At 69.7% G+C, this 25,619-nt stretch carries 24 protein-coding genes and 4 pseudogenes; 11 read left to right on the top strand and 17 right to left on the bottom strand.

Annotated elements, in window-relative coordinates; all coding sequences use genetic code 11:
* Positions 1-5: 5 nt before the first annotated feature.
* Positions 6-984, bottom strand: a pseudogene (locus ABR738_RS37005) (IS5 family transposase).
* A gap of 73 nt (positions 985-1,057) precedes the next feature.
* Here ABR738_RS37005 and ABR738_RS37000 point away from each other — a divergent pair.
* Positions 1,058-1,234 (top strand): annotated as a pseudogene (locus tag ABR738_RS37000) (ATP/GTP-binding protein); the annotation flags it as partial.
* A gap of 194 nt (positions 1,235-1,428) precedes the next feature.
* Here the strand turns inward: ABR738_RS37000 and ABR738_RS36995 are convergent.
* The 3 genes from ABR738_RS36995 to ABR738_RS36985 form a co-directional block, all read right to left on the bottom strand.
* Entirely contained in the window at positions 1,429-1,569 is a 141-nt protein-coding gene (locus ABR738_RS36995; protein WP_350234386.1) for a hypothetical protein, read from the bottom strand.
* Positions 1,570-1,674: 105 nt separating this feature from the next.
* The gene (locus tag ABR738_RS36990) at positions 1,675-2,346 is read right to left on the bottom strand and encodes a response regulator transcription factor (protein WP_350234385.1); all 672 of its coding nucleotides are present in this window, start codon (positions 2,344-2,346) and stop codon (positions 1,675-1,677) included.
* Positions 2,343-3,566, bottom strand: coding sequence for a sensor histidine kinase (locus tag ABR738_RS36985; RefSeq protein WP_350234384.1), 1,224 nt, complete (start codon positions 3,564-3,566; stop codon positions 2,343-2,345). Before ABR738_RS36985 ends, ABR738_RS36990 begins: the two co-directional genes overlap by 4 nt.
* A gap of 161 nt (positions 3,567-3,727) precedes the next feature.
* Here ABR738_RS36985 and ABR738_RS36980 point away from each other — a divergent pair, with 161 nt between their 5' ends.
* Complete coding sequence (locus ABR738_RS36980) at positions 3,728-4,639, top strand: CPBP family intramembrane glutamic endopeptidase (RefSeq protein WP_350234383.1); 912 nt, start codon at positions 3,728-3,730, stop codon at positions 4,637-4,639.
* A 77-nt stretch (positions 4,640-4,716) separates the two neighbouring features.
* Positions 4,717-5,271 (top strand): annotated as a pseudogene (locus tag ABR738_RS36975) (transposase); the annotation flags it as partial.
* 80 nt (positions 5,272-5,351) lie between these two features.
* Here ABR738_RS36975 and ABR738_RS36970 read toward each other — a convergent pair.
* A complete protein-coding gene (locus ABR738_RS36970; RefSeq protein WP_350234382.1) occupies positions 5,352-6,728 on the bottom strand; it encodes a S41 family peptidase in 1,377 nt (458 codons plus the stop codon).
* Positions 6,729-6,968: 240 nt separating this feature from the next.
* Here ABR738_RS36970 and ABR738_RS36965 point away from each other — a divergent pair, with 240 nt between their 5' ends.
* Positions 6,969-7,208 carry a hypothetical protein gene (locus ABR738_RS36965; RefSeq protein WP_350234381.1) on the top strand — a complete coding sequence of 80 codons (240 nt, stop codon included), beginning with the start codon at positions 6,969-6,971 and terminating at the stop codon, positions 7,206-7,208.
* Between the two features lie 114 nt (positions 7,209-7,322).
* Positions 7,323-7,733: a hypothetical protein gene (locus ABR738_RS36960; RefSeq protein ID WP_350234380.1), complete on the top strand. Its 411-nt coding sequence runs from the start codon at positions 7,323-7,325 to the stop codon at positions 7,731-7,733.
* 88 nt (positions 7,734-7,821) lie between these two features.
* On the opposite strand, the gene ABR738_RS36955 is transcribed toward ABR738_RS36960, so the two are convergent.
* From ABR738_RS36955 to ABR738_RS36940, 4 genes are all read right to left on the bottom strand, one after another.
* Positions 7,822-8,442, bottom strand: a complete 621-nt coding sequence (locus tag ABR738_RS36955; protein WP_350234378.1) for a flavodoxin family protein — start codon at positions 8,440-8,442, stop codon at positions 7,822-7,824.
* A gap of 122 nt (positions 8,443-8,564) precedes the next feature.
* On the bottom strand, positions 8,565-9,023 hold the full coding sequence (locus ABR738_RS36950; protein ID WP_350234377.1) for a carboxymuconolactone decarboxylase family protein: 459 nt from the start codon (positions 9,021-9,023) through the stop codon (positions 8,565-8,567).
* Between the two features lie 70 nt (positions 9,024-9,093).
* On the bottom strand, positions 9,094-9,984 hold the full coding sequence (gene sigJ / locus ABR738_RS36945; protein WP_350234894.1) for an RNA polymerase sigma factor SigJ: 891 nt from the start codon (positions 9,982-9,984) through the stop codon (positions 9,094-9,096).
* 230 nt (positions 9,985-10,214) lie between these two features.
* Positions 10,215-11,087, bottom strand: a complete 873-nt coding sequence (locus ABR738_RS36940; protein ID WP_350234376.1) for an aldo/keto reductase family oxidoreductase — start codon at positions 11,085-11,087, stop codon at positions 10,215-10,217.
* A gap of 140 nt (positions 11,088-11,227) precedes the next feature.
* Here ABR738_RS36940 and ABR738_RS36935 point away from each other — a divergent pair, with 140 nt between their 5' ends.
* Positions 11,228-11,665: a winged helix-turn-helix transcriptional regulator gene (locus ABR738_RS36935; RefSeq protein ID WP_502964263.1), complete on the top strand. Its 438-nt coding sequence runs from the start codon at positions 11,228-11,230 to the stop codon at positions 11,663-11,665.
* 1,143 nt (positions 11,666-12,808) lie between these two features.
* Here ABR738_RS36935 and ABR738_RS36930 read toward each other — a convergent pair.
* Positions 12,809-13,588 (bottom strand): MBL fold metallo-hydrolase, encoded by a 780-nt coding sequence (locus tag ABR738_RS36930; RefSeq protein WP_350234374.1) that lies wholly within the window; start codon positions 13,586-13,588, stop codon positions 12,809-12,811.
* Positions 13,589-13,677: 89 nt separating this feature from the next.
* On the opposite strand from ABR738_RS36930, the gene ABR738_RS36925 reads away from it, so the two are divergent.
* Positions 13,678-14,295 carry a CGNR zinc finger domain-containing protein gene (locus tag ABR738_RS36925; RefSeq protein ID WP_350234373.1) on the top strand — a complete coding sequence of 206 codons (618 nt, stop codon included), beginning with the start codon at positions 13,678-13,680 and terminating at the stop codon, positions 14,293-14,295.
* A 210-nt stretch (positions 14,296-14,505) separates the two neighbouring features.
* Here the strand turns inward: ABR738_RS36925 and ABR738_RS36920 are convergent, their stop codons facing one another.
* Both ABR738_RS36920 and ABR738_RS36915 read right to left on the bottom strand, forming a co-directional pair.
* Complete coding sequence (locus tag ABR738_RS36920) at positions 14,506-15,159, bottom strand: fasciclin domain-containing protein (protein WP_350234372.1); 654 nt, start codon at positions 15,157-15,159, stop codon at positions 14,506-14,508.
* Positions 15,160-15,248: 89 nt separating this feature from the next.
* The gene (locus tag ABR738_RS36915; protein ID WP_350234371.1) at positions 15,249-16,883 is read right to left on the bottom strand and encodes a molybdopterin-dependent oxidoreductase; all 1,635 of its coding nucleotides are present in this window, start codon (positions 16,881-16,883) and stop codon (positions 15,249-15,251) included.
* Positions 16,884-17,288: 405 nt separating this feature from the next.
* Between ABR738_RS36915 and ABR738_RS36910 the strand changes: the two genes are divergently transcribed.
* Positions 17,289-17,873 (top strand): sigma-70 family RNA polymerase sigma factor, encoded by a 585-nt coding sequence (locus ABR738_RS36910; protein ID WP_350234370.1) that lies wholly within the window; start codon positions 17,289-17,291, stop codon positions 17,871-17,873.
* Complete coding sequence (locus ABR738_RS36905; RefSeq protein ID WP_350234368.1) at positions 17,870-18,625, top strand: anti-sigma factor; 756 nt, start codon at positions 17,870-17,872, stop codon at positions 18,623-18,625. The genes ABR738_RS36910 and ABR738_RS36905 overlap by 4 nt, the downstream gene beginning before the upstream one ends.
* A gap of 113 nt (positions 18,626-18,738) precedes the next feature.
* On the opposite strand, the gene ABR738_RS36900 is transcribed toward ABR738_RS36905, so the two are convergent.
* The 4 genes and pseudogenes from ABR738_RS36900 to ABR738_RS36890 form a co-directional block, all read right to left on the bottom strand.
* Positions 18,739-20,616 (bottom strand): glycoside hydrolase family 9 protein, encoded by a 1,878-nt coding sequence (locus tag ABR738_RS36900; protein ID WP_350234367.1) that lies wholly within the window; start codon positions 20,614-20,616, stop codon positions 18,739-18,741.
* Between the two features lie 182 nt (positions 20,617-20,798).
* Positions 20,799-21,126, bottom strand: a pseudogene (locus ABR738_RS37835) (IS982 family transposase); the annotation flags it as partial.
* Between the two features lie 124 nt (positions 21,127-21,250).
* Entirely contained in the window at positions 21,251-21,724 is a 474-nt protein-coding gene (locus tag ABR738_RS36895) for a GNAT family N-acetyltransferase (RefSeq protein ID WP_350234366.1), read from the bottom strand.
* A 205-nt stretch (positions 21,725-21,929) separates the two neighbouring features.
* Positions 21,930-22,151 (bottom strand): DUF6243 family protein, encoded by a 222-nt coding sequence (locus ABR738_RS36890; protein ID WP_350234365.1) that lies wholly within the window; start codon positions 22,149-22,151, stop codon positions 21,930-21,932.
* A 339-nt stretch (positions 22,152-22,490) separates the two neighbouring features.
* Here ABR738_RS36890 and ABR738_RS36885 point away from each other — a divergent pair, with 339 nt between their 5' ends.
* Complete coding sequence (locus ABR738_RS36885) at positions 22,491-23,066, top strand: GNAT family N-acetyltransferase (protein WP_350234364.1); 576 nt, start codon at positions 22,491-22,493, stop codon at positions 23,064-23,066.
* 76 nt (positions 23,067-23,142) lie between these two features.
* On the opposite strand, the gene ABR738_RS36880 is transcribed toward ABR738_RS36885, so the two are convergent.
* Positions 23,143-23,790: a DUF4328 domain-containing protein gene (locus ABR738_RS36880; RefSeq protein ID WP_350234363.1), complete on the bottom strand. Its 648-nt coding sequence runs from the start codon at positions 23,788-23,790 to the stop codon at positions 23,143-23,145.
* Between the two features lie 534 nt (positions 23,791-24,324).
* Between ABR738_RS36880 and ABR738_RS36875 the strand changes: the two genes are divergently transcribed.
* Positions 24,325-25,542, top strand: coding sequence for an alpha/beta hydrolase family protein (locus ABR738_RS36875; protein ID WP_350234362.1), 1,218 nt, complete (start codon positions 24,325-24,327; stop codon positions 25,540-25,542).
* Positions 25,543-25,619: the final 77 nt, after the last annotated feature.

Below are 25,619 nucleotides of genomic sequence, written 5' to 3'. Positions count from 1 at the left end.
CGTGATCAGTCGGCGGTTTTCACGAGGTCGTCGATCCAGATCATGGCGGCGCGGAGGTGGAGGCCGGCGAGGTAGCTGTCCGGGGTTTTGTCGTAGCGGGTGGCGATGCCTCGCCAGGCTTTCAGCTTGTTGATCAGACGCTCGAGGGTATTCCGTTCCTTGTAGAGGCCGGCGTCGTGGCTGATGGTCCGGCCGCCTCGTGCGCCCTTCTTCCTGTGGTTGGCGGCCTGGTCCTTCTTCTCTGGGATGACGGCCTTGATTCCGCGTTGCGCAGGTAGGCACGGTTGCCGCGGGACGAGTAGGCCTTGTCCCCGGCGACCGCGCCGGGCGTTGTGCGAGGGCGGCCGACGGGCAGGCGAACTCGAACCTTCTTGAGCACGGGGATGAACTGCGGGCTGTCCCCGGCCTGCCCGGCGGTCAGGACCAGCGCGAGCGGACGGCACTGGCGGTCCGCGGCACGATGAATCTTGCTGGTGAGGCCGCCCCGGGACCTGCCGAGCAGGGCTTCCTGCAGGCGGATCCTGTGTCGGCGCCGGATGCGCCGGCGTTCATCCTGTCCATTCTGTTCCTCCGAGTCGCCCCCTTTTGGGGGGCTGTCTCCTCTTCCCGCACGGCTTCTTCCAAGGTCTTCATGAGGTGCTTGCTGACCCGCATGCCCGCGGCATCGTGGTGAGCACGAACCGTGGTGGAGTCCACGCTGACCAGCGACAAGTCCGTCCTGTCGGCGCCGGCCCCCTGGGCGATCAGGCCTTCCAGCAGAGCGGTGAACACACCCGCGTCCCGCCACACGCGAAAGCGTCCCTAGACGGTCGCCCAGGGTCCGAACTCGGCAGGCATCTCCCGCCACCGCCCACTGGAACGGAACCCCCAGATCACACCCTCGAACTGCTCCCGCAACCGCTCCGGATACGGCCCGTACCTACCGATCGGCAGATGCGGCTCGATGAACTTCCACTGGGCATTGGTGTGTTGCCTACGCGTCACGACAACAGTCCTACCGGACTCCACCCCGCGAACGAGGCAGAACCCAACCGTTGATCACGACATCACACAGGCCCTAGCCCCCTACCTGCATCAGCGCACCACTGGCCGCATCGGCAGCCTCGCCCGCCTCATCCGCCAAGCCGCCATCACCTCCCTCATCGACGGCACCGAACGCATCACCAAAACCACCCTCGACGCGATCCGCCTCGACCACCTCGCCGAGCAGCACCACCGCCCCACACCCCGCCGCGAAGCCGGAGTACCGGACGCCGTGAGCCGGACAGACATCACCACCCGTACTGCGGCCGCAGCCTCCCCCTCCCAGCGTGCCGTCCTCACCCCAGAGGTATGGCTGCGGATCCCGCCAGCCGCTCCGGGCGTGCTCCGTGTACGGCCACTGACCTATGAAGCAACCGCCTCCGACACCCAACGCCTCGCCGGCACCTACCAGCTGACGCCCCCCAGCTCCTCCACGGCATCGGCATCGCCCTCCACCGCCACGCCACCCTGCCAGCAGCCGAACTCCACCTCACCCCGCGCGCGGCCCGGCACCTCGCCGCCCTCGCCCGCACCCCGCTCCCCCACCTCACACGCGCCCTGCCCCACCTCCTGCCCGGCGACGCCCACGGCAACGGAGCAGCCGCGCGCTGGAAGCGGCTCGAGGCCGAGCAGCAGCCCAGTAGTAGTGGTCTACGCCGCGTCTGGATCGGCGAGGCCCGCCTGGAATGCCGTGATGACGGCCTGGGTGCGGTTGTCCGCGCCGAGTTTGGTGAGGATGTTGCCGACGTGGGTCTTCACGGTCTCCTGGCTGACGACGAGCTGCACTGAGATGGCCTGGTTGGACAGGCCGCGCGCCATCAGCCGGAGGATCTCCGTCTCCCGCTGGGTGAGGGCGGCGGTGCGTGCGGCGGCCTCCGGGCGCACGGGCCGGGCCGTGGCCAGGCGGCATACAGCGTCAGGGAAGAGGATCGAGCTGCCCTCTGCGACCAGGCGGACGGCGTGGGCGATCTGCCGGGCGGGGGCCCTTTTGCGGAGGAAGCCGCCCGCGCCGGCGCGTAGCGCGTCGTAGACGTGCTCGTCGTTCTCGAACGTGGTGATGACCAGGACCTTTGGCGGGTCGGCCAGTTCCGCCCGCAGCCGTCGCGTTGCCTCGATGCCGTCGACCGTGGGCATGCGGACATCCATCAGCACGACGTCCGGCCGCAGCTCCCGCACGAGGGGCAGCACTTGGGAGCCGTCGTCGGCTTCACCGACCACCTCGATGTCGGGCTGGGCGGAGAGCAGCGTGCGCAGCCCGGTCCGGGTCAACTCCTCGTCGTCGACGACGAGTACGGTCAGGGGGCGCTCGGCGGGGGTGGTCATGCGAGCGAGCGTAGCGGGAGCCGCGCGGTGAGCCGCCAGCGTTCGCGGCCGTCCTCGTCGTCGTAGGACGGGCCGGCGGAGGTCTCGCCGCACAGGGTGCGCACGCGCTCACGGATGCCGTCGAGGCCCCGACCGGCCGGCCGGCGGCGTGGCGCGCGTGCCTCGGCGGGGAGGTTGAGCAGTTCCACGTCCAGCCAGTCCTTCCCGGCCGTTATGCGCAGGGTGATCGATGACAGGTCGCCGTGGCGCAGCGCGTTGGTCAGGCCCTCCTGGACGATGCGGTACGCCTCGCGGGACACGGTGGCCGGGACTCGGGTGAGGTCGCCGCGGGTCTCGACGCGCAGTTGGGCACCGGCCTGCCGGACCCCGTCGGTGAGCGGGCCGAGGTCGGCGAGGGTCCGCGGGGGTGTGGTGGGGGTGGTCCCGGCGTGCAGGAGGCCGAGGACGTGGTCGAGGTCGTCCATCGCGGTGCGTGTGGTCTCTTCGATGCTGGTGAGGGCGCGCCGTGCGGCCTGCGGGTCGCGGTCCAGCAGTTCGCTCGCGACGGCGGCCTGGATGGTGGAGGCGGTGAGGGTGTGTCCGATCGAGTCGTGCAACTCGCGTGCCAGGCGCTGCTGTCCGGCCAGTCGGTTCAGCTCCTCCTCGGCGGCGGCGAGCCGTTCGGCGGGCCGGTGGTCGAGGAGGACCTGGGCGAGCGGGCGCAGCACGGCTGCGCCGCCCAGAGTGACGTACGAGGCGGCGGCGAGGGTCACGGCGGAGACCAGTGGGGTCCACGCGCCCCGCCATCCGGCTGCCACCGGCACGGTGGTGCCGAACGTCGACACATGGCCGCCGCCGGCCAGCCACACCCCGGGGAACACCGCGGCGGACAGCAGCAGGAGGAAGGTCACGGTGGTCACCGCGAGGCCCACGACTATGTGCGGCACCAGCCATGCCGTCGTCCGCAACCGGTGCTCGCGGCTCATGCCGGGTGCGGGCGTGGGCAGTTCGGTACCGAGGAGAGCGTTCGCCAGGCGTACGCAGCCGGTGCGGGCGGCGCGCGGGAAGCCCAGGGCGGCGAGGACGGCGAGCAGCGCCACCGTGCTCGCGGCGACCCGAAGCAACAGCGGTCGGCCGGGCGGGGCCGCCAACACGGCTGCCAGCGCGGGCGGAAGGCTCAGCAGGGCGCCGACGGCGGCGTGGAGCCACGACCGCGGGCTCCGGATCAACACGGTGCGCATGGCTGGACCGTACTGCCCGGCCGGTGCCCGCCACTTCCCCCGAAAGAGCCAGGTGGGGGCCTCTTTTGGGGGAGCCGTTGTTGGCTCCGGGTAGCGATGCGGGGGCGGGGTCGTGGGTGGGAGCTTTCTCCGTGTCGTCGTCCGGAGATGGGGAAGAGCGCATGGCACAGGAAGCGGACCTCGAAAGGGTCGGGGCAGCGGGCGTGGAGATGCAGCCCGGGGCACGAGGCATGGAGAAGATCGGGCCAACGCCCGCCCGGAGCAAGGGCGTGGTCGTGTTCCTGGCCCTGACGTTCGGTCTGACGTGGCTGTGGCTGCTCTTCGCCCGGCAGCGGCTCGGGCTGACGGCGGTCGATCCGCTGCTTCAACTCCCTTACGCCCTTGGTCCGGGGATCGTGGCGGTCGTCGTGCGCCGCTGGGTCACGAAGGAGGGGTTCGCGGACGCGGGGCTGAGGCTCCGGCTGCGACAGGCGTGGCCGTACTGGATCATCGCCTGGCTCGGTCCGCTGGGCATCGCTGCGGCGTCGGTCGCTCTGGCGGCGGTGCTCGGCCTGTGGGAGCCGGACCTCGCCCCGCTTGGCGAGGTGCTGTCGGGGCTGCCGGGTTGGGCGGGGGTAGCGGCGCTCATGCTGGTCGTGCCGCTGCTCACCCCTCTGTACTGCGGTGAGGAGTTCGGTTGGACCAGCTATCTGCGGCCCCGGCTGTTCGGCGGCCGGACCGTCCCGTCGGTGCTGGCGACCGGGCTGATCTGGGCGGTCTGGCACTTTCCGCTGGCGTTCATCGGCTACGTCGAGTTCCGCGACCGAGCCGTCGGGCTGACCGCGTGGACGGCGTCCTTTCTGGTCCAGGAGGTCTTGCTGTGGTGGCTCTACCGGCGCAGCGGGAGCGTGTGGGTGGCGAGCCTGGCGCACAGCGGCAACAACATGGTGCTGTTCCTGCTGGTCGGCCAGTTGCTCGGCAGCCCCGGGGCGGGCCTGGGCGACCTGGCCACGACGGTGCTCCCGACACTGGCGATGTCCCCGCTCGCCGTCCTGTGCCTACTGGACCGGTCCCTGCGCACCCCCGCCCCGTAAGGCTCCCGCCGCCGGTTGGCATTCCGCGCAGGTATCGCGGGCGGGTTCCGCTCAAATACCGGAGCCACCGCCTCCCCGTCTTCGACGCTCTCGACGAGCAGACCGTCGTGGTCCCGGGAACCGGCACCCTCGACGTCGTGATCCCGTCCCTGGCCGCCTCCCTCGCCGCGGTCCACGCCCAGCGCCGGGCCCTGGAAACCCAGATCAACAGCCTGCTGGAGGCTCACCCTCTTCACCAGGTCCTGACTTCGATGCCGGGAGTCGGAGTCAGGACCGCAGCCGTCCTGCTGGTCACCGTCGGCGACGGAACCGGCTTCCCCAGCGCCGCCCACCTCGCCTCCTACACCGGCCTCGCCCCCACCACCAAGTCGTCGGGAACCTCGATCCACGGCGAGCACGCGCCACGAGGCGGAAACCGGCAGCTCAAACGCGCCATGTTCCTCTCCGCCTTCGCCTGCATGAACGCCGACCCGGCTTCACGCGCCTACTACGACCGGCAAAGAGCCCGCGGCAAAACCCACACCCAAGCCCTCCTCCGCCTCGCCCGCCAACGCATCAGCGTCCTGTTCGCCATACTCCGAGACGGCACCATCTACGAACCCCGGACCCCCGACGTCACTCTCGCCGCATGACCACCCCAAAAACCCGCACACCAGACACCACGTCATTGACGAAAGACATAGAGACGCCCCCCCGTCCCGCTGCTCCTGCGTCAGCTCGTGATGCCGCCGTAGTTCCGCAGGACGTTCAGAGCCCTGTCGAAGGCCGAGTCCCTCTTCTTGTCGAACTCCTCCTTCGTGAACACCGGCTCAGTGAGGTGCGGCGGAATGCCCGTGCCGTCGAAGGTCCTGCCCGACCGGGTCAGGAACTCCTCGTTCGGCAGCCAGGCCGACATGTCGTTGGGGAGCTTGCGCAGCATGACGTCCGAGAAGACGCCCTGTGTGGGCTGCCCGATCCGGACCGTCTTGCCGGGCCGCTCCATGAGGGCCTGGGTGAAGGTCTCCCCCGCGCTGACCGTCGAGCCGCCGGTCAGCACGGCGACCGGCCCGGTGTAACGGGGTCCTTGGGCGGGTGTGACATACGCGGGCTGGGGGCGAGTGTGCCGGGTGGGGTCGGCGGGGTCGTTGCGGGCCCGCTTGGAGTAGGCGACGTAGGATGTGTCCGCGAGGCGCTCGGCGATGTGGATTCCCAGGGCGTCGGAGCCGCCGCCATTAATCCGCAGGTCGATGATCAGACCCTTCAGGCGCTGAGTGCGCTCCTGGCTGAGGACCGTATCCAGCGCCCTGTCGAGCTCGGCCAGCTGGGCGGCGTAGGGGGCTCCATGGCCCGCGTATCCGCCGAACCCGGAGATCCGCACATAGCCCTGTCCGCCGGGGAGGTCGGCGTAGGTGATCCGCCCGTTGGCGAAGTCCTGGAGGTTCCGGGCGTCCTTGAGGTCGTGCGCCACGATGAACTTCTTGACCTTGGTGTCCAACTCCTCGGTGGGCAGGACGGTGCCGGGGCGAACCTGCGCGAAGACGCGATCGCCGTCCTGAACGGCAACATGGGAGTCGTAGAGCGGCTTGACCATCTCGCTGAAGACGGCGAAGAGCTCGTCCTTGGCCGTCTTCGCGTGCACCTTGGGCCGGTATTGGTCGCGGACAGCGTGCCAGTCGATGCCCTTGGCGGAAAAGAAGGGGTAGTTCTCCTCGAAGGACTGCCAGAAGACGTCAAAGGCAGCGAGCGGCCCCTTGGGGGCCGGACGCGTGCAGGCGTCGGGCAACTCCTGGATCCGGCGCAGGTTCCGGTCGCCGACGGAACCGTCCACCCGCACGGACCCGCGGTCACGGCCTCCTTGGGTGCGCACAGTGAGCATAGTGCCGTCGGGCGTGGTGTAGGTGCCGGGGCCGGTCCGCTGCGCGGAGTCGCCCCTGAGGCAGCTGACGGCGGTGGTCTGGTACTCCTGGAGGGTTCCGTTGCGGATGGATAGCACTGTGCCGTAGCCGTCCATGCGCCAGATTCCGTCGGTGGTCGGCTGGTGGGCGGCGGCGGCCGGCGCGGCTCCGCCGGCAAGGGCCAGTGCGACGGCGGTCGCCGTGACAATGCGCACGATCTTGCCTTCTCTGTAGGCGGCCTGCTCGGGACAGCCCCACGGTCGCCGACACGGCGTTCTCCCGGCCATCCGGCTGTCCGGTTGGTCGGGGGTGGGGGCCAGCCCCCCATTACCGGCAGCACTCGGGGGCCATCGCATTGAGGGACCGCCCAGCGCGGACCATGCCGCGCTACTGGTGGGCTCGCGTATTCAACTGTTGCCAGGTCTCCGTGGAGCCCAGCCTGCTGGTGACCGTGTGTGATCGCCAGCGGCGTATCGGCTCCGCGTTCCGCCGGTCTCGTTGAGCAGGCGGGTGGTGGTCTTGTCGTGGTGGCCGAGGGCGTCGGCGACGACGGGAGCGGGCATCTCAAGGAGTTGTTGTCGGATGGCGGCGCCGCGGGCGGCGGCTACTGGGACGCCGATCTTGTTGAGGAGTGCGGACAGGTGGTCGGAGCGGAAGGGCTGGTCCGCTCGGCGGCCTGGGAAGAGCCAGGGTGATGCCTGGTTGGTGGCGGTGTTCACGTGGGTGCGGTCGGCGATGTAGTCCAGCAACAGGGAAGCGGCTGGCTCGGGGACGGGTGAGGCCGGTTCCCCGAGACGGAGAAGTACTGCTTGTCCGTCGTGCACCACGTCGTCGACGGTGAGCCGGACGATCCGGGTGAGGGGCTGTGCGTAGAGGAGCACGACGACGCCGGCGACGCGGAGGATTTTCGGTGTGTCCCCTGGTCGGTCGGCAGGCGGCCGAGGGCGTCCAGGCGTTCGTCTTTGCTCAGCGCGGCTCGGCGGGTGGCTTTCATCGCGGGTATGGAGCGAGAGCGTCGGCAATGGCGGCTCTGCATGGCCCAGTTGAGGAAGCCCCTCAAGCAGTCGCGGCCGTGCTCGCTGTTCTCGGCCCACCAGGCGTCGACGTCGATCTGGCCGCGGGAAGCGAGGGTGGTGTTCCGTTCGCCGAGCCACAGGAGGAAGGCAGTCGCGTACTTGGTCTGCTCGGCGGCGAAGCGGCGGATGCTGGGTGTGATGTGACCCCGGTCGGCTCGCGCCCGCAGCCGGGTTAGGACGCACCAGCTCAGCCGGGTTGCCGGCACAGTGCTTCTGGCCGTTTGGGAACTCGTCACATCACGTGTCGGCCGGCGGCGTACACCGCGGCCTGAGCGGCGACTCGCCGGCCGAGGTGTTCGGCGGTGGCTATGTCGGCCTTGTGGACGCCGTCCGGGCCCCGGTCGGTGTCGGTCTGCGCGCCGGCGCCCAGGTAGATGCCGAGGCGGTTGAGGTCGTTCTCGGAGGCGGTGGTGGAGTGCCATCCGGACATCAGGCCGAGGTTGATCCAGTGCATGCCGTGCTGGGCGGCCAGCACGGAGAAGAACTGCAGGGTGTTCAGCTTGTCGCCGCTCTTCGCACCGGAGTTGGTGAAGCCCGCCGCCAGCTTGTCCTGCCAGGCTTGGGTTGCCCAGCGTTTCGAGGTGGCCTCGGCGAAGACGTGGAAGGCGCCGGACGCGGTGCCCATGTAGGTCGGCGAGCCGAAGACGATCGCGTCGGCGGCGTCGAGCAGCGCCCACTGCTCCTGGGTGATCTCGTCGACCTTGACCAGGTGGGCATCCGCTCCGTGGTCGGCGGCGCCCTCGCGCACCGCTTCGGCCAGCACGGCGGTGTGGCCGAAGCCTGAGTGATAGGCGATGGCGAGGACCGGCGGGACGGCAGCGGCAGACGAAGCAGCTGGGGCGGGCGTGGTCATGCTGGAAGGGCCCTTCAGATCGTTGGCGCGAGGCGGTTCGTTGGCGCGAGGCGGTCAATTTCATGACCATGACGGTGGAGGCTCCTCGCCGGCCTGTATCACCGTCGGTGTCAGCGTCGAGGTCAGCCGTTGACGGGGTACCGGCTGGTGACCGCGACGCGGTTGAACGCGTTCATCAGGATGGCCAGCCAGGAGACGGCGGAGATCTGGTCTTCGGTGAGTAGAGCTGCGGCGGCGTTGTAGTCCTCGTCGCTGACGTGTCCGTCCGACACCCGGGTGACCGCCTCGGTGAGACGGAGGGCGGCGCGCTCGGTCTCGGAGAAATAGCCGGTCTCCTCCCATCCGGGCAGAACAGCGATCCGGTCGGGGTTCTCGCCCTTCTTGAGGGCGTCGCGGGTGTGCATGCGCAGGCAGAACGCGCAGCCGTTGATCTGGGAGGCGCGGATCTTCAGCAGCTCGATCAGGAGAGGGTCGAGACCCGCCGCGGCCGCGGACTCTTCCACCCTCTGGGACAGGGCGATGAGGGCCTTGTAGGAGACCGGATGCTGCTTGCCGATGATCACGCGCTGGGGGTCGTTCATCGTTCCTTCGATTCGTCGCTCGTGTGCCTTCTCATCAGGAAGACGAGGCAGCCCCCGTGGGTGTGACAGCTCAGAGCCGCGCGAGTTTGTCGGGATTGACGACCCTGTGGAAGGCGGTGATCAGACCGTCGGTGATCTGGACCGTGTCCACGCAGTGGACCCGGCCCTCGCGGTAGAACACCATGGCGAGCTCGCCGCCGACCTCGGCGAAGTCGATGCGGTGCAGATGCCACTGGCGCCCCACCCGCACCATGACCTCGGCGACGCGCTCGCCGCCGTGGATGGGCTTGCGCGCCGCGGTAACCTTGCCGCCACCGTCGGTGACGAAGACGGCGTCCGGGTGCAGGAGCCTGATCAGGCCGGCCAGGTCCCCGGCCTCGTACGCGGCGCGGAAAGCCTCAAGGACACGTTCGCGCTCCGCCTTCGATGCCTGCGGCACGGACTGCTTGGCCTTGGCGAGCCGTCGTCGCGCCCGCGAGGCGTGCTGCCTGGCGCCCGCCACCGAGAGGTCCAGGACTTCGGCGATCCTGGCGAACTCGAGACCGAAGACATCGTGCAGGACGAAAGCCACCCGCTCCGGCGGGCTCAGCTCTTGCATGATCAGCAGCATCGCCGAACCGACGGACTCATCGACGAGTACCGGCTGCGAGGCGTCCGGCCCCGTCAGCAACGGCTCCGGCAGCCACGGCCCGACATAGCTCTCCCGACGGTAACGGGCACTTTTGAGAATGTCGTACGAGCGCCGCGCGGCCACCGTCACCAGCCAGGCCCCCAGGTCAGTGACGTCCCGCAGATCCGCTCCGGCCGCCCGCAACCACACGTCCTGCGTCACGTCCTCGGCATCGGCCACACTCCCCAGCAGCCGGTAGGCCACACCGAACACCGCAGGCCGGTGACTCTCCCAACCGGCCCCGAGCGTATCCTCCCGCTCAGACCGTCCAGACGCGTGCCCGTCACCCATACCGATCGCGACCTCCTCCACCGTGGCGACCAGCGTAGCCATCCGAACTCAGGATCGTTCTGAGCACCCGTGTGTGAGCCGGACCCAGCGTGGACGAAGCATGATGATCTGAAGTCAACCAGGTGAGGGCGAACCGTCCCGCCGCGGCCCCGGTCGCGCGAAGGTGACCGGGGCCGAAACGTGAACGGTGGCTTCGGTCGTGGCTTGTGGGCCGTTCAGCTACAGGGCGTTCAGCGACCGATGTCGTCCAGCTCGGTCAAGTCCTCATGAGAGAGGAAGAGTCCCGCGCCGGCGATGTTCTCGCGCAGGTGTGCCGTCGATGACGTGCCGGGGATGAGCAGGATGTTCGGTGATCGCTGCAGCAGCCAGGCCAGCGCGACGGACATCTGTGTCGCCTTCAATCGAGCGGCGACCGCCGAGAGCGCCGAGGACTGAAGCGGGGTAAAGCCCCCGAGGGGGAAGAAGGGCACGTACGCGATGCCCTCGGCGGCAAGCCGGTCGATGAGCTTGTCGTCGTGGCGGTGGGCGACGTTGTACATGTTCTGCACGCACACGATCGGCGCGATGCCCTGCGCCTCGGTGACCTGCTCCTCGGTGGCGTTGCTGACCCCGAGGTGGCGGATCAGGCCCTGCTGCTGGAGTTCCACGAGCGTCTCGAACGCCTCGGCGAGCGAGCCGGGCTGGGGACCTTCGGCGTTGCCGAGTCGGAGGTTGACCAGGTCGAGTACGTCGAGCCCCAGGGACTTGAGGTTGTCGTGGACCTGTCGGCGCAGATCTTCGGGTCGCCGGGCCGTGGGCCAGCCGCCCTGTTCGTCGCGGGTCGCGCCCACCTTGGTCACGATGTGCAGCGACTCGGGATAGGGGTGCAGTGCCTCGCGGATCAACTCGTTGGTGACGCGCGGCCCGTAGGCGTCGCTGGTGTCGATGTGGGTGATACCGAGGTCGACCGCTTCACGCAGAACGGCCAGGGCACCCTCGCGATCGGCGGGCGGCCCCATGACCCACGGGCCGGCCAGTTGCATGGCGCCGTAGCCGAACCGGGTGACGGTCAGGTCACCCAGAGTCCAGGTGTCGCCGGGAAGAGAGAGGGAGGGTGTGCTCATCCTGTTGCCTTTCGTCGTGCACTTGGGGGTGGCGCCTGCTGCCTCCCTGCATCAGCATTGGAGAGAAACTTCCTTTCGGGAAGTAGGCACTTCGGAGTGCGTAACCCACCCATCGGTGAGAGGTGCGATCAGTGACGACGATGAAGGCGGCCCAGAAGAGGGCTCAGGCCAAGGTGGAGTACAACGCGTTCCTGGCAGGGTGCCCCAGCCGGCAGCTGCTCGACCGAATCTCGGACAAGTGGGTCGTCCTGATCCTGTGTGCGCTGGGCGGCGACACCAGCCCTGGCCAGCCCGGTGCAGCACACGCAGACGCCCCGAAGGCGATGCGTTACTCCGAGATCTGTCGTCTTCTGGCCGGGGTCAGCCAGAAGATGCTGACCCAGACGCTACGGTCGCTGGAGCACGATGGTCTGCTCACCCGTACCGTGACACCAACCGTTCCTGTCACCGTCTCCTACGAGCTGACCGACCTCGGCCTCTCGCTCCACCACATGACGCGCGGGCTCAGAAACTGGGCGCAGACACACATGGCCGAGGTCATCGCAAACCGCGAGAACCACGACGCTCGCACCTCCTGACGACTCACATCGCGCTTTCCCCACAGAGGGACAGAGGGCGTGAAGGGCAAGTGCGCCCTTCACGGGCACAGGGGAGACGGCGATGGACTGGATGCACACCATGCGCGAGCTGGCGGAGGATCCGTGCGCAGCAAGGCCCTGGCGCCGAAGTTCGCCGCCACCTGGTCGGCGAGTGCTCCATCCGCGTGCGCCCACTGGTCCAGATCCTCGACGACGCCGAGTTCGCGGCGGCTCTGCAGGCGCCCGTGGCCCAGGCCCGGACGTTCGGATGCTTGTGCGGGGAGAAGTTGTCGAGCACGACGTGCAGCTTCTCCCCGGGCCAGCGGGCACGCAGGGCCTTACAGTAGGCGGTCCTATACCCGGCCGCCGACGCCGCGTCACCACCGCGGTGATCGCTGAGGTGACGGTGAGGACCACCAGTACGACCAGACCGACAAGTACGCCACCGCCCCCGTGCCTGGGTAGCGCCGAGGCCCGAGCGGGTCCTGCGTCGCCCCACCCGCGCGGCGGGGCCCCAAGCACCGCACCTACAGGCGACCCGGGGGCCCAGGACGAAGCCATGCAGCGGCCCAAAGTGCGGCTCAGTGGTACCTTCTTGCCCCGGCGGCCGGACGGCCTACCGCTGGTTTCGTGAAAGCCCCGGCCAAGACAAGCCACCGTCTTCAACTAAGTAACGCCAACCAGAGGTTGGTTGCCCGTGGCACCCGGGTTTGGCTGAAGACCCGTACCGACGGGTGCGGCCGCCCCGCGCCGACCCCAGGGGTCTTCTGGGCGAGCGCGGACAGCAGCTCGATGGCCGTGACGACTCCCACCTCATGCGCCTGCGGCCCGGGTGGCCCCTGCGCCCCGCTTCCACACCACAGATGGCGCGGCGGCACCGGGTGGCGGTGGGTGACCCATCGGCTCGAACCGCCTTGCCTGGTAAGCGAATTGACAACGCGGCGACAGGGGGCAGGACGGCAGGCACACCCAGCCCCCGCAACCGCGACGACACCCCGCGCCAATGGCCCAGCAGCATCCGCGACCCCGCGACCTCCGGCCACATAACGGGGGGGGACTAACCGGCTGTTCCACGCCCACGGCCAGGCTGCCGCCCCGCCGCGGCGCGTTGGAGATACCAGCACCATCCGAGCGTTCGCGCCCTCAGATTGTCGCCGACTCCCCGGGGCCGAGAAGCACCAGTCGGTCCTCCAGGCCCGCGCGTTCGAACGCGGTCCGCAGATAGGCGGCGCCCTCCGTGAAGTGCATCCAGGAGTTGAAGTGCACAGGGACGGCGCGACGAACACCGAGGACGGAGGCGGCCTCGGCGGTCTGCGCGCTGTCCAGAGTGAGCAGCGCGCCGTCGAATAGCCGGGTGCGGACGGCGCCCGCGAACAGCAGCGCGGTGTCCACCGCGCCCACCCTCCGGGCGATGAGCCGGACGAGGTCCAGCGAGGCGTTGTCGCCGCTGACGTAAACGGTGGGCAGTCCGGTGGCGGACAAAATGAAGCCGGTGACGTCGCCGGTGACCGACTCGCAGCCCTCCGGCCCGTGGCGGGCCGGGACGGCGGTGACGACCACCGGGTCACCCGTCGGCCGGGCCAGCTCCAGGGACTCCCAGGGCGCGAGGCCGCGGGCCGTGCCACCGAGGCGGGCGGCGGCGGCCGGAGTGGTGGCGGTGAGCGATGCCTTTGCCAGGACATGGCGGCCGGAGTCGTCAAGGTTGTCCGCGTGCTGGTCGTGGGAGAGCAGCACGGCGTCGACCGGGCCGACCTCATCGGCCCCGAGCGCGGCCGGAGCCAGCTTGGTGAGGATGTTGCCGGTCTCGCTGTGGTAGTCGCCGGGGCCGTCGAAGGTGGGGTCGGTGAGCAGGCGCAGGCCTCCGTAGTTGAGGAGAGCGGTCGGACCACCGAGGGAAAGGATGGACAGCGCAGAAGCAGACATTGCGTATCCTCTAACGGGTTGCTGAGATATTTTCCGTGAGAATGACCGTAGCGATTCTCACGGAAAACGGCAACAGGTATCGTGATGATGTGAGTACTTCGCCCGCCGGAACCACCCCCAGCGACCCGCTGCCGCTGCCGTCCGCCCCGGGCGCAAAGCGCCACCCCGCGCTCGGCCTCGTCAATACGCGGACCATGCGACCCAGCGGCGAATTCGACGACCTCGCAGAGACCGCCGCTGCCGGTGACTGGCTGGCCGGCGTCGGCCTGCTCCCGGCCCGTACTTCACTGGACCCGGGCAGCGCCGACCGCCTCCGCTCCCTGCGCGAGACCGTACGCACGCTGCTCGCCGCACACCTCGACGGCGTACTCCCCGACGCGGCAGCGCTCGCCGAGCTCAACGCCGCGCTCAACGCGGCACAGTTCACTGAGGAACTGCGTTGGGACGACCCGGCCCAAGGCCCCCGCCGAGAGTCGCTGCCATCCAGCGGCACTCCGGTCGACGCTGCCCTCACCCGCCTCGCCCGTAACGCCGTCGACCTGCTCACAGGCCGCGAGGCGGCGTCGATCGCCGCCTGCGGGGCACCTGGCTGCATCCGCTACTTCCTGCGCACCCACGCCGCCCGGCAGTGGTGTTCGACGCGCTGCGGCGACCGCGTGCGGGCCGCCCGCCACTACGCCCGAAATCGCACGCCCGGGCGCCACTGACGCGGCGTCAAGGCAGTCCGCCCGGCCGAGCGGTGCGGTGACCAGGGGGTGGCGGCGCGCGGCCAGTAGCCCCGCCCGCTGGAACCCAGCCGGGAACGAGGGCCAAGAGCCAAGGGGCCGAGCGCCCCCTCTCGACGGCGTGAACGTCGCCAATCAGCGCGCACTTTCCGGGACTTGGGGCCGCCCGACTCCTCGGCCGCGGGCTTGTGTCTACTTCGGCATGAGCACGGTGTCGATGATGTAGACGGTGGCGTTGGCGGTCGGCACGTTGCCGCAGACCACGTTGGCGGAGTCATTGACCTTGTACGCGGTGCCGGAGCCGGACGTGGTGACCTTGCCCTTCTCCAGTGTGTCGAAGGAGCCGTTCTCCAGTTGCTGCGGCGTGAGCTTCTGACCCACCACGTGGTACGTGAGGATCTTGGTCAGGGTGGCCTTGTCGTTGAGGACCTTGTCCAGGTCGGCCTTGGGGATCTTCGCGAACGCGTCGTTGGTCGGCGCGAACACCGTGACGTTCTGCGCGTTGTTGAGCGTGTCGACCAGGCCGGCCTTCTTCACCGCGGCGACAAGCGTGGACAGGGCCGGGTTGTGCGACGCGGCGGTGGCGACCGGGTCCTTGGCCATGCCGTCGAACGAACCCGCGCCGTCCTTCGGCACCGACGCACACGCGGCGCCGAACGGCCTGTCGGTCATCGATGTGTCGCTGCCACTCGACGACTGGGCTCCCGTCGGCGCGGACGCCTCGGACGACGACGCGGAGCTGTCCTTCTTGCTGCCATCACCTCCGCACGCGCTCAGGGCCAGAGGCAGGACGGCGGCAGCCGTGACGGCGATCGCGGCACGACGAAAACGCGGGGTGTTGTTCATGACTTCTCCTTGGGAATGGGCGGGAGGGTACGGCGAGTACTGCGCCGCAACAGAAGTGAGCCGGCAGGTTGGCTTTCACCACAGAGGGGTCAGTCCACGGTGATCACCACCGAGTGCCAGCCGCTGGCGCCGTCCGGGATGGTCGGGGTGCGCTCCTCGGTCTGTGTCCGACCGGTGAGGTCGGTGGCCCGGACCGTCAAGGTGTGACCGCCGGGGGTGGCCTTCCAGGGCAAGGACCACTGGCGCCAGGTGTCGGAGGTGTCCGCCGCGGCGAGGTCGGCCCGCGTCCAGGCGCCGTCGTCCACCCGTACCTCGACCCGGTCGATCCCCCGGTGCTGCGCCCAGGCCACGCCTGCGATCATCACCGTCCCGGCTTTCGGGCGGGCGAACGGTTTCGGGGTGTCGATACGGGACTCGGTCTTGATCGGCGCCTTCTTCGCCCAGGACCGCTTGACCCAGTACGAGTCATACGCGTCGAACGTCGTCAGCTCCAGGTCCTGGAGCCACTTGCACGCGGAGACGTAGCCGTACAGACCCGGAACCACCATGCGGACCGGGAATCCGTGCACGAACGGGAGAGGTTCGCCGTTCATACCCACCGCGAGCAGCGCGTCGCGACCGTCCATGATGTCCTCGACCGGCGTGCCGATCGTCATGCCGTCCACCGAGCGCGCCACCAGCTGGTCGGCCGGGCCACCCCGCGACGGCGGCCGCACCCCCGCCTCCTTGAGCAGACCGGCCAGCGGCACCCCGATCCACCGTGCGTTCCCCACGTACGGGCCGCCGACCTCGTTCGAGACGCAGGCCAACGTGATATCCCGCTCGATCAAGGGGCGCGCCAAAAGATCCTGGAACGTGAGGGTGAGAGGACGGCTGACGCCCTTCCCGTGGATCCTCATCCGCCAATGCGTGGCATCGACCTTCGGGATGATCAGGGCGGTGTCGACACGGTAGAAATCGGTGGTGGGCGTGACGAAGGGGCTGATGCCCGGGGTGTGCAGCACCGCTTCGGCGGGAATCGGCCGAGCCGCCGAAGCAGGGGGCGGAATCACCACCCTGCCGCGGGAAGCCACGGCTCCCCGGCCCCGGGAACCGTTCAGCGACCTGCCCAGCAGCCCCGCCCCTACCGAGGCGGCGCCGGCAGCACTGGCCGCGACCACGAACCCGCGCCGGTCCCAGCCATCCCGCTGCCCGGGAGCCGGGGACCGGCCGGCCACCGCGCCGCCGGGTTCGGGCGCCCCACCGCCAGGTCCGGCCATGCTGTGCGCCGGAGCGGTCAAGCGTCCCACCAACACGTACAGCAGCACCGCTCCGGCCAGGGAGCCGACCACGGACGGCAGTGCGTCAGCGGCACTTGACGAGTCCGGACGGCTGGTCGCGGCCAGCGCGCCCAGGACGCCGAACAGCAGCACACCGGCGGCCCCAGCACGGCGAAAGCGCAGCGCCAGCACACCCAGCGCCAGGGCCAGCAGGGCGAGAACCGCGAGAATGCCCAGCTGGAGGACGAGTTTGTCGTCGGTCCCGAAGTGGCGGATCGCCCAGTCCTTCAACGCGGGCGGCGTGCGGTCGATGGCCGCCCCGCCCACCGCGATCACCGGACCCGACTCCGGGCGGACCGCCGCGGAGACCAACTCGGCGACGGCCAGAGCGAGGAGACCGGCCAGCAGTCCGGACAGGGCTGCGAGCGGAAGGCGGATCCCTGTCCCTCTGCTGCGAATGTTCATCACGGCTCCTATTCGGAACCGATGGGCCATGGGATTGGCCACTCGTCCCAAGGAGTTACGCCGCGCTCGCGGCTGACGGAGCATGGAAGGGCCCCGGCGGGGCGAAACCCCAGGTGAGAGGCGGTTTGCCCTGCGGCCACAGGACTACTCACGCCACGCTGCGGCGCGGCCACACGCGGGGGCGGTCGTCACGATCGGGCACCTGAGCCGTTCGGCGCCTGGCACTGTCGGCACGAACGCACGGGCCCCTCGACCCCTCTCCTCCCCCTCGGCCGGTTCCTCGGCGGCAAGGCGATCGGGCTCGGATCCGAAACCGAAACCGAAACCACGGAGCGTTCGCGGCAATCCGACGCCGCTCCGGCTCCGAATCACCCGCGCAGACACGAGCTCCGGGAGGATCAGCGGGTGAAAGAAACCGTGCACATCGGCGGAGTACGTCAGGTCGGTCCCGATCTGGCCGAGCTCCTGGCCAGGTCCGCGCGTGGTGACGAGCAGGCGTTCTCCTCGCTGTACGACGCGGTCATCGGGCCCGTCTTCGGCCTGGTGCGCGGTGTCCTGCGCGATCCGGCCCAGTCCGAGGAAGTGGCCCAAGAAGTCCTCGTCGACGTGTGGCGTACGGCCGCCCGGTACGAGCCCGAGCGAGGAGGCGTCATGAACTGGGTCCTCACCCTCGCGCACCGCCGGGCCGTGGACCGGGTCCGCTCGGCGCAGGCCTCGGCCGAGCGGGACAACAAAGCCGCGCTGCTCGCCCGGACCCCCGACTTCGACCAGGTGAGTGATGAGGTGGAGACCCGGCTGGAACGCGAGTCGGTACGCCGTTGTCTGCGCACCCTGACGGAGTTGCAGCGCGAGTCGGTCACCCTCGCCTACTACCGGGGCCTGACCTACCGCGAAGTCGGCGAACTGCTGTCCGTGCCGCTCGGCACCATCAAAACTCGCCTGCGAGACGGCCTCATCCGTCTGCGCGACTGCCTGGGGGTGACCGCGTGACCAGCGCCGATCTGCACACGCTGACCGGTGCCTACGCACTGAACGCGCTCTTTGCCGACGAACGCGAGGAGTTCGAGCGTCACCTGGCCGCATGCGGACCCTGCACCCAGGAGGTGCGCGAACTGGCCGCCACGGCGGGCCGGTTGGGACTCGCCATGACCACCACTCCCCCGCCGGCGCTCAAAGACGACGTCCTGCGCAGGATCAGGGCCGTACGCCAGGAGGCCCCCCGCACCGGGCCTCCGCTCCCCGCCTCGGTGCGCACCGGCCGCAGACGCGCCCTGACGCGGTACGCGCTCGCCGCCTGCCTCGCGGCGGCCGTCGGGCTCGGCGCGGTCGCCGCCTGGCAGCATCAGCAGGCCGACACGGCGCGGGAGCAGGCACGAGCGGCCCAGCGCCGGGCCGAGCAACTGGCCGACGTCCTGGCGGCGCCCGACGCCAAGGCGACGCACGTGAGCCTCGGCGGCGACGCCCGCGGCGCCCTCGTCGTCGCCCGCAGCCGGAACCAGGCCGTGTTCCTGTCGTCCCACCTGCCCCGGCCGCCTGCGGGAAAGGTCTACCAACTCTGGTTCGCCGACGCGGGCTCCATGCGATCGGCGGGCCTCATGGACCCCGCCCACGCCACCGAGGCAGTACTGCTCTCCGGTCACGTGGACGAGGCGTCCGGCATGGGCATCACCATCGAGCCGGCGGGCGGTTCCCACCAACCCACCACCACACCCCTGGCCCTCATGACGATCCCTGGCACCTGAACGAGGAAGGCTACGTGGGGGCTGGATCCGTAGGAGTGTTGTCGGGCATGGCCCGGGTCCGGCGGATGGGATGGGCCTCAGCAACGGGCCGCCGAAACCCGCCTGGTGTGCCTCTATGACCCGGAGAGGGCGAAGGCGAGCAGGGCCGTCGAGGTGAAGTCGTCGGCGGGCTCGACCGTCTGCCAGGCCCCCACCTGGTCGACGTAACGGGCGCCCTTGCCGTCGAACCGCTTCCAGTCGTCGGTACCCGCCTCGCAGGCACGCGTCGACTCCAGGGTGTCATTGTCTCCGGAGAGTTTCTTGGCCCCGTTGGGCCCGTTGACGACCGCGCCACGCAGCACCGCGCCCCGGCCGGTGAGGCTGCCCGCCAGGTTCGCCACCTGGTGGGCAGGGCAGTTCGGGAACAGTTCCCCCGTACCGATCATGAAGCTGGTCCCCCAGGCATTGGCACCCAGCGCCCAGCCGCGCTGCTGGCCGGCGAAGGCGTCGTAGTGATGGTCGCCGGTCGCCTTCGCGTAGAGGATGGCCGTGGCCATCAGGCCGAAGGTGTGCGGTACGGCGTCGAAGTCCGTGTAGACCGCGCCGGCGCGGAAGGGGTCCTTCGCGGCGCGGCGCTCGCCGTCGGCGAGTTGGCGGCGCAGATCCGCGGCGACGGCTTCCGACGGTCCCAGCCGCAGCAGGTCCGCGTGGGCCAGCGCACTCACGTCGGAGATGCCGAGTGTGCCGAGGTTGTCCGAGGCCAGGTAGGCACGCGCCCATTTCGCTGCCTGAGTCTGCCAGTCTCCGGCGCGGTCGTCGCCCAACGCCTTTGCGGCCAGGGCCAGTTCGACTGCCCCGAACTCCATGTCGTCCTGCCAGGAGTCCTCGGAGTAGAAGGCGTGCGGGAACGTGGTGACGAGGTGGCCGGGGTCATGGGTGTCGGCCTGACCATAGACGGCGGCGGCCTTCGCCAGCCACTGTCGGGCCCCGGCGGGATCATGAGCCGCTTCGGTCTGCGCGGCCAACGCGAAGGCCGCGGCGACCCGCCCCGCGAGATTGGGGCTGATGGGCGCGCCGGGCTCGTTGGCACGGAAGACCGGACGGAACTTGACGAAGTTGTCCGGGTCACCGGGACGCACGTGCAGCGCGTCGTCGGCTTCCGGCAGCCGCCACACGTCGTGGTCGCTGTGCAGGTCCTTGGTGCCGGCGCCTATGCCGACCTGCGCGTACAGCGTCCGAGTGCGGCCGTCCCACATCTTGTCGAGCCAGGCCAGCCCGTGCTGTGCTTCGGCCGCGAGCCCGGGGGTGGCGGGCAACGCCCTTTGCGCCAGCAGCAGTTCGTCCGTCGCGTAGGAGGCGGTGTGGGTGAACTTGAGATAGTCCCCGGCGTCGAACCAGCCCCCCGCGACATCGACGGGACCACCGACCCGCCGCAGCGGCGCGGTCAGCTCGGTGCCGTCCTTGTTGTACCGGGGCTCGGCGTAAACACTCGCCGAAGCGTCCGTGAGGTGTGCGGGTTTGCGTCCGAGGGGGCCGGGGACGATGTGGTCGCCGTCGCGCTGCGCCTGGAAGAAGCGGACGTTGTCAGCGGCCAGGTTCCGCATCAGCTCGCTCGCGGGAGCCACCGTGAAGCGGGGTGAAGTGGCGTCGGCGGTGCCGGTCAGGCGCAGCCGGTAGGTGCCGGGCGAGGTGAGCCCGGACAGGTCGAGGGTACGTACCGAGTCGTAAGCCTCGTTCCACGCCCCGGTACGGGCCCCGGGGCCGCCGGTGAGGACGGCCCGCCCGGCGTCGTCGACCACTTCGAAGCGCGCCCCGGCCAGCTTGTCGTCCGGCCCCATCGCGAAGGCGACCTTCTGCTCGGCGCTGCCGTAGCCTCCCTGGTCGACCCGGATCGTGACCGGTCCTGGCTGGTCCCCGTGCGGAGGCAACGCGTACCAGACGGCGCCCGCCGCGCCGAGGCAGAGCGCGACACCGAGGACAAGGACGCGGGGGCGTTTGAAGCGCGAAACCATCGGGACGACGCCTTCTGTTGACTGGACGGGACGACTGCCGGGACGCAGCAGAAGCCGGGGCGCGCGGGCCAGACTCCGGGCGTCCGGACAGATCCCCTACCCCGGCCGCGTTGGTGCGACGCTCCAGCCGGCCAAGCATGTCATGCGCGTAGGTGAGGGCGCGGCCGTCGAAATCGGTCGGTCAGGGTTTGTCCTGGGTGTTCGGTGATGCGACGGGGTTCGACGGCCAGCAGGTCGAACAGGGTTTCGCGCTCGTCTGCCTCGGCCCCGGTGAGCGCGTACGCGGCCGGAAGGCCGGGCCGGGTGAGGGCCAGGTGAGCGTCCGTACGCGACGGTCATGGAGTCCGCTGCTCACACGTAGTTGCTCCGCAAGAATAAGGTCGACGGCCTTGCGCCAACCGCTTGTTGTAACCGGGATGCCGGGGCAGAGGGGAACGAGGTGGCGGAGATGGGCATCGGCATGACCCGGCCAGCGGGCCTTTGAGTGAAGCCGAGCATCACCTGCACCACCTGCACATATCGCCAGCGCTGCCGGCTCGGCGTCGCTGAGCTACGGAGCAACCGACACATCCGGACGCTGCGGGGCGAACTGTGGCGCCCTCGCATCGTCCGCGCGTGACAGCGAGAACTTCGCTCAGCTGGGCGCGATGGGCTGTTCGAGGAGTTCGTCCGGTCCGTCGAATCCGCAGCGCCGGTACAGCGGCGCACTGCGCTCGGACGGCCACACGATCAACGTATCCAGGCCGTGAGCGTGCGCATAGCCGGTCACTTCGTCGAGCAGAGCCTTGCCCAGACCGCGATTGCGCTGCTCGGGGACGACGTAGAAGTTCGTCACGTAGCCGAGGGCTTCGGAGTCCGGGTAGGGGCTCGGAACCTTCTCCACCAGACACACGAACACATGACCGCAGGGCCGGCCGCCCACTTCCGCGACCCAGACCCGCCACGGCCCGATCATCCGGGAACGCAGCCACCGCTCGCACTCGGCGGTGAACTCCTCCTCGCCCCGGGGTGTTTCATCTCCACCGTCCTCCACCTTGAACCGCCAGCGCATGGCCGCCAGCGCGGGCGCGTCATCAACCTCTGCCCTACGGATCACAACGTCACTCATGGCCACACTCTCGCAGGCCGAGCCGCCGGGGCGAAACGGCCCACGACCGCCCAGTAGGGGTTCCCCGGTGGTCGTCGGCCGAGCCCCGGGGGCGACCGGGGCTGAGCGGCGCCGGCCGCGCCAGATAGGACAGCTGGGCCCGGGCCGCGCGTCGCGGCCCGGGCCCAGCTGTCCTGTACGGTGCCCGCCTCGCGGCGGGGGTGTGTCAGCTCTGTGCGGTGTCGTCGCCGTCGCTCGTCTGCTCAGCGTTGTCGGCCGCGCCGGTCTTCTCGCGCATCTTGCGCACCAGCTCCGCCTTCTGGTCGGCGGCGCCCTGACGGTCGAGGTTGCGGTGCGGCCCGTTGTTCTGCCGCTCGGCGCGGGACAGCCTCTTTCGCTGGCCGCCGCCCATGCCCACGGGGTTGTTGATGTTCTTGCTCACGGTCACGAGTGCTCCGGTAATGATGTGGAGTGATCTACGGATTCATCGGTGGGGGACGGGCACGGCGATGTCCAAGGACGTCAGCGGGTGCCCGTCACGCGCTCACTCGTAAATCGGCGTCTGGAAGAACATGACCAAGACGGTACCCGGTTTTGTCGGGATCCGCCCACCGGGTTTCTCGCCCCCGGCTCGGCCGGCCCTTCGGTGAGCGACTGCGGACGGTCGCCCAGAGCCCCGATGCCCGTCGGCGGTTTCTGGCCTGGTTGCGGACCGGGTGCGGGTGGCTTCATGAAGCCACCCGCACCCGGTCCGGGCTCGGCCCCGTGAGCCAGGACACTGAACCTCATGAACGCCTTACCCACACTCTCCGCCACTGAGATCATCACTGATCGTCTCCGGCTGCGGAAAGCGCACGACGCCGACATCGACGGCCTCATCGATCTCCAGACCGATCCACAGGTCCGTACCCACCTGGGCGGCCCACGGCCCCGAAGCGTCGTCCAACAGTACTTCGACGCGTACGGCACCACCGCTATCGCGGGCAAGCCCGGTACCTACGTCACCGCCCACGAGAAAACGGACCGATGCATCGGCACACTCGTACTCGACCGCCGCTCCCCCGACCTACCCGGACACATCAACAAGGGAGGCGGGGAGCTGGAGTTGACCTACCTGCTTCGGCGCGGGAGTTGGGGTGCGGGGCTGGCATTCGAGGCAGCCACGGCGGTGCTGAGGGCCGCCGCCGCCGAACTGCCCGACCAGCCCGTTCTGGTGGTGTTCCAGACAGCCAACGAGCGCTCCCTCAAGCTCGCCACGCGACTCGGCTTTCGCCGCGTGGGCACCTTTGAAGCGCATCACGCCCAGCAAACCCTCGCCGTGGCCGACCTGCACTCGTTCAAGGACCGGTTTCCGACCTCTTGACACACGCTGAAGGTGGGGCGGCCGTTACGCCTACGCCGTGCGGCAGGATCGCGTGCGGCAGGGTCGCGTTCGGCACTCAGGCCGGCCGCTCCCCCAAAGGCCGCCCCGTCGGCTTCGCGGCCGTAACCCCCGCGTACGCCCGCTGTTGCAGCCCGGACAGCTGACGCACGTAGAGGATCGCAAGGAGAGCGGCCGCGAGGGTGAGCACGTCGACGCCGATCAACACGCCGGCCGTCTGGTGTGCCGTGGCCGTCTCATCATCTGCTGCGGGCAGGCGTGAGCCGATCAGAGTCAGGACCTTCGATGAGACCCAAACGATCCACCACGCGTTCAGCAGCGCTAGCGGCGCCTTGCGCCCCGCGTACGCGGGATCCGGCCTGACGCAGGCGCGCGTCATGTCACGTGCGATCAGCCAGGGCATGACGAAGTTCACGAGCGGCACGAACCAGGCCCCGATGGCCCACCCCGGGCCCGTGGCGCACGCGCCCGGGTCGAAGGCCTCGGTGTTCGTCCGGGCGCGGTGGAACCAGGCGATGAAGAAGGCGGCCGTGACAACCGTGGCCCACAGCCGCAGCTGAGACGCCGCGTATTCCGGGCCCCGGGCAGCATCGACTTCACCCCACTGTGTCGCGTCGAATCCCGTGGAGGGCATCGTCCGGCCCGAGAGGCGGAAGACGTTCACGTCCGCGAAGACCCCGTACACGGCCGCCGCAGTCGCCAGCACGAGCAATACCGTGACGGCCGCTGCCAGCCCACGCATCGAACGGAAGCGAGGCACCCCGGGCGTGACGGCCGTGCGGGACGGCCCGCCGGCGGCGTCGAACCCGGCATACGTCTCGAATCCCTTGACCCAATCCTCCCCCTCGACTTCACCGGACTCATTGGCCCTTGATGATGAAGCAGACATGTCACGACCCCCCAGGTCAGCGCACCCCGCCCGTGCGGACGCCAGCGGACTGTACGACATTGCTCCGCGCGACGTCCATGCAGTTCAGCGCACCCGACGCCACCCGGACGCCGACCGCGCGCCCGTCGTCCAACTCGTCCCGACCCTGACCCTGACCGTCCCATGTCACACCTCAGGAGACCGGCGCGACGAGGCGGCCGCCGATCGGCACTGGGCGGGAGACACCGTCGTTGGCGTACGTCTCAGGACGTAAATCCGTGGGGTGATGCCGCACAGCAGGGGACCGTGGCAATGTTCCGCGTGCCCACGGACCCACCGTCGCGGCACGATCCCCGTGATTCCGGAGGACCCATGACCACCACGCCGTTCACTGCCCGGACAAGCATGACGCGTCGGCGCATGCTGGGAGCGGCGCTGGCCGCTGGGGCTGCCGTGCCGCTTGCCGCCGTCGCCGGTCCCGCGTGGGCGGACCCGGGTGCGGAGCCCGCCCCGAAACGGCTCACGCTGCCCGTGCCCAACGGCCCGTACCCGGTGGGCATGGTTCAACTGCACCTGATCGACCGGTCGCGCCCCGACGACGTCGCAGGTGCGGGGCGTTTCCGCGAGCTGATGGCCACCGTTTGGTACCCGGCCCGGAACGTCGAGTGCCATCCGCCGGCACCCTGGATGCCGGACGGCGCTCTTGAGGCGTTCCTCACCGATCAGGGATTCAGCGACCTGATCCCCCTGGCTCCGCTCACTTCTGGCCATGTCTGCGCTCCCGTGCGGCAGTTGGGCCGACGGCTGCCCGTCGTGGTGTTCTCGCACGGCGCGCACAGCCACCAGGGCGACCACACCCTCATGGTCCAGGAGCTCGCCAGCCACGGATACGCAGCTGTGACGGTGGCTCATCAATACGACACGTACACCGAGTTCCCCGACGGCCGGGTCGCCGTCCCGCTCCGCGACCAAAAGGCGCCGACGCTGCCGGGGGATTTCGCCGCTGACCTGCGCTTCGTCCTGGACTGCGTCGAGCAGCTTGCCGCCGGCCGCAATCCGGACCTGGCCCAGCGCGAACTGCCGGCCGGGCTGCTCGGCTCCCTCGACCCGCGGCGTATAGGCGCGTTCGGCTGGTCGAAGGGTGGAACGGCCACCGCGTGCGCCATGCTCGCGGACGATCGTATCCGGGCCGGGCTGAGCCTCGACGGCCTGATGCAGATGAACCCCCCGCTGGCCGGCGACCTGGACCGGCCCTTCATGATGATGTCCGCCGAGTTCACCCGGGCCGCGGACCCCGAGGCCGCCGCGTTCTGGTCGCACCTGCGGGGCTGGCGGCTGAACATCCGGGCCGAGGGCGCCGTCCACATCTCCTACGGCGACAACGAGGCGCTGTTCCCCCAGGTGGCGAAGGTGAGGGGATGGAGCGAGCAGCAGCTCCAGAAGGTGATCGGCACTCTCGACCCCGACCAGGCCGTAAAAATCCAACAGGCGTACCCGCTCGCGTTCTTCGACGCACATCTGCGCCATCGGCAGGGACACCTCCTCGACGGGCCGTCGCCTGCCTTTCCGGCGGTGACGTTCCTCCCCTGAGCGATACCCGGCATCCCACTACAGCGGCCCGGCGTGCGGCGTGCGTGCGTCCGCGCAAGCACCTCATTGCCCCTTCG

The organism is Streptomyces sp. Edi4, assembly GCF_040253615.1.
Lineage (GTDB): Bacteria > Actinomycetota > Actinomycetes > Streptomycetales > Streptomycetaceae > Streptomyces.
Note: the sequence above shows the minus strand (reverse complement) of the source record. Positions and strands in the feature narration are given on the sequence as shown.

Coding starts and splice junctions, on each gene's coding strand:
- ABR738_RS36935 (WP_502964263.1), top strand. CDS start 11,228: ATGAAGGCGGCCCAGAAGAGGGCTCAGGCCAAGGTGGAGTACAACGCG.
- ABR738_RS36930 (WP_350234374.1), bottom strand. CDS start 13,588: ATGTCTGCTTCTGCGCTGTCCATCCTTTCCCTCGGTGGTCCGACCGCT.
- ABR738_RS36955 (WP_350234378.1), bottom strand. CDS start 8,442: ATGACCACGCCCGCCCCAGCTGCTTCGTCTGCCGCTGCCGTCCCGCCG.
- ABR738_RS36900 (WP_350234367.1), bottom strand. CDS start 20,616: ATGGTTTCGCGCTTCAAACGCCCCCGCGTCCTTGTCCTCGGTGTCGCG.
- ABR738_RS36920 (WP_350234372.1), bottom strand. CDS start 15,159: ATGAACAACACCCCGCGTTTTCGTCGTGCCGCGATCGCCGTCACGGCT.
- ABR738_RS36940 (WP_350234376.1), bottom strand. CDS start 11,087: ATGAGCACACCCTCCCTCTCTCTTCCCGGCGACACCTGGACTCTGGGT.
- ABR738_RS36985 (WP_350234384.1), bottom strand. CDS start 3,566: ATGCGCACCGTGTTGATCCGGAGCCCGCGGTCGTGGCTCCACGCCGCC.
- ABR738_RS36895 (WP_350234366.1), bottom strand. CDS start 21,724: ATGAGTGACGTTGTGATCCGTAGGGCAGAGGTTGATGACGCGCCCGCG.
- sigJ (WP_350234894.1), bottom strand. CDS start 9,984: ATGGGTGACGGGCACGCGTCTGGACGGTCTGAGCGGGAGGATACGCTC.
- ABR738_RS36915 (WP_350234371.1), bottom strand. CDS start 16,883: ATGAACATTCGCAGCAGAGGGACAGGGATCCGCCTTCCGCTCGCAGCC.
- ABR738_RS36990 (WP_350234385.1), bottom strand. CDS start 2,346: ATGACCACCCCCGCCGAGCGCCCCCTGACCGTACTCGTCGTCGACGAC.
- ABR738_RS36875 (WP_350234362.1), top strand. CDS start 24,325: ATGACCACCACGCCGTTCACTGCCCGGACAAGCATGACGCGTCGGCGC.
- ABR738_RS36885 (WP_350234364.1), top strand. CDS start 22,491: ATGAACGCCTTACCCACACTCTCCGCCACTGAGATCATCACTGATCGT.
- ABR738_RS36980 (WP_350234383.1), top strand. CDS start 3,728: ATGGCACAGGAAGCGGACCTCGAAAGGGTCGGGGCAGCGGGCGTGGAG.
- ABR738_RS36950 (WP_350234377.1), bottom strand. CDS start 9,023: ATGAACGACCCCCAGCGCGTGATCATCGGCAAGCAGCATCCGGTCTCC.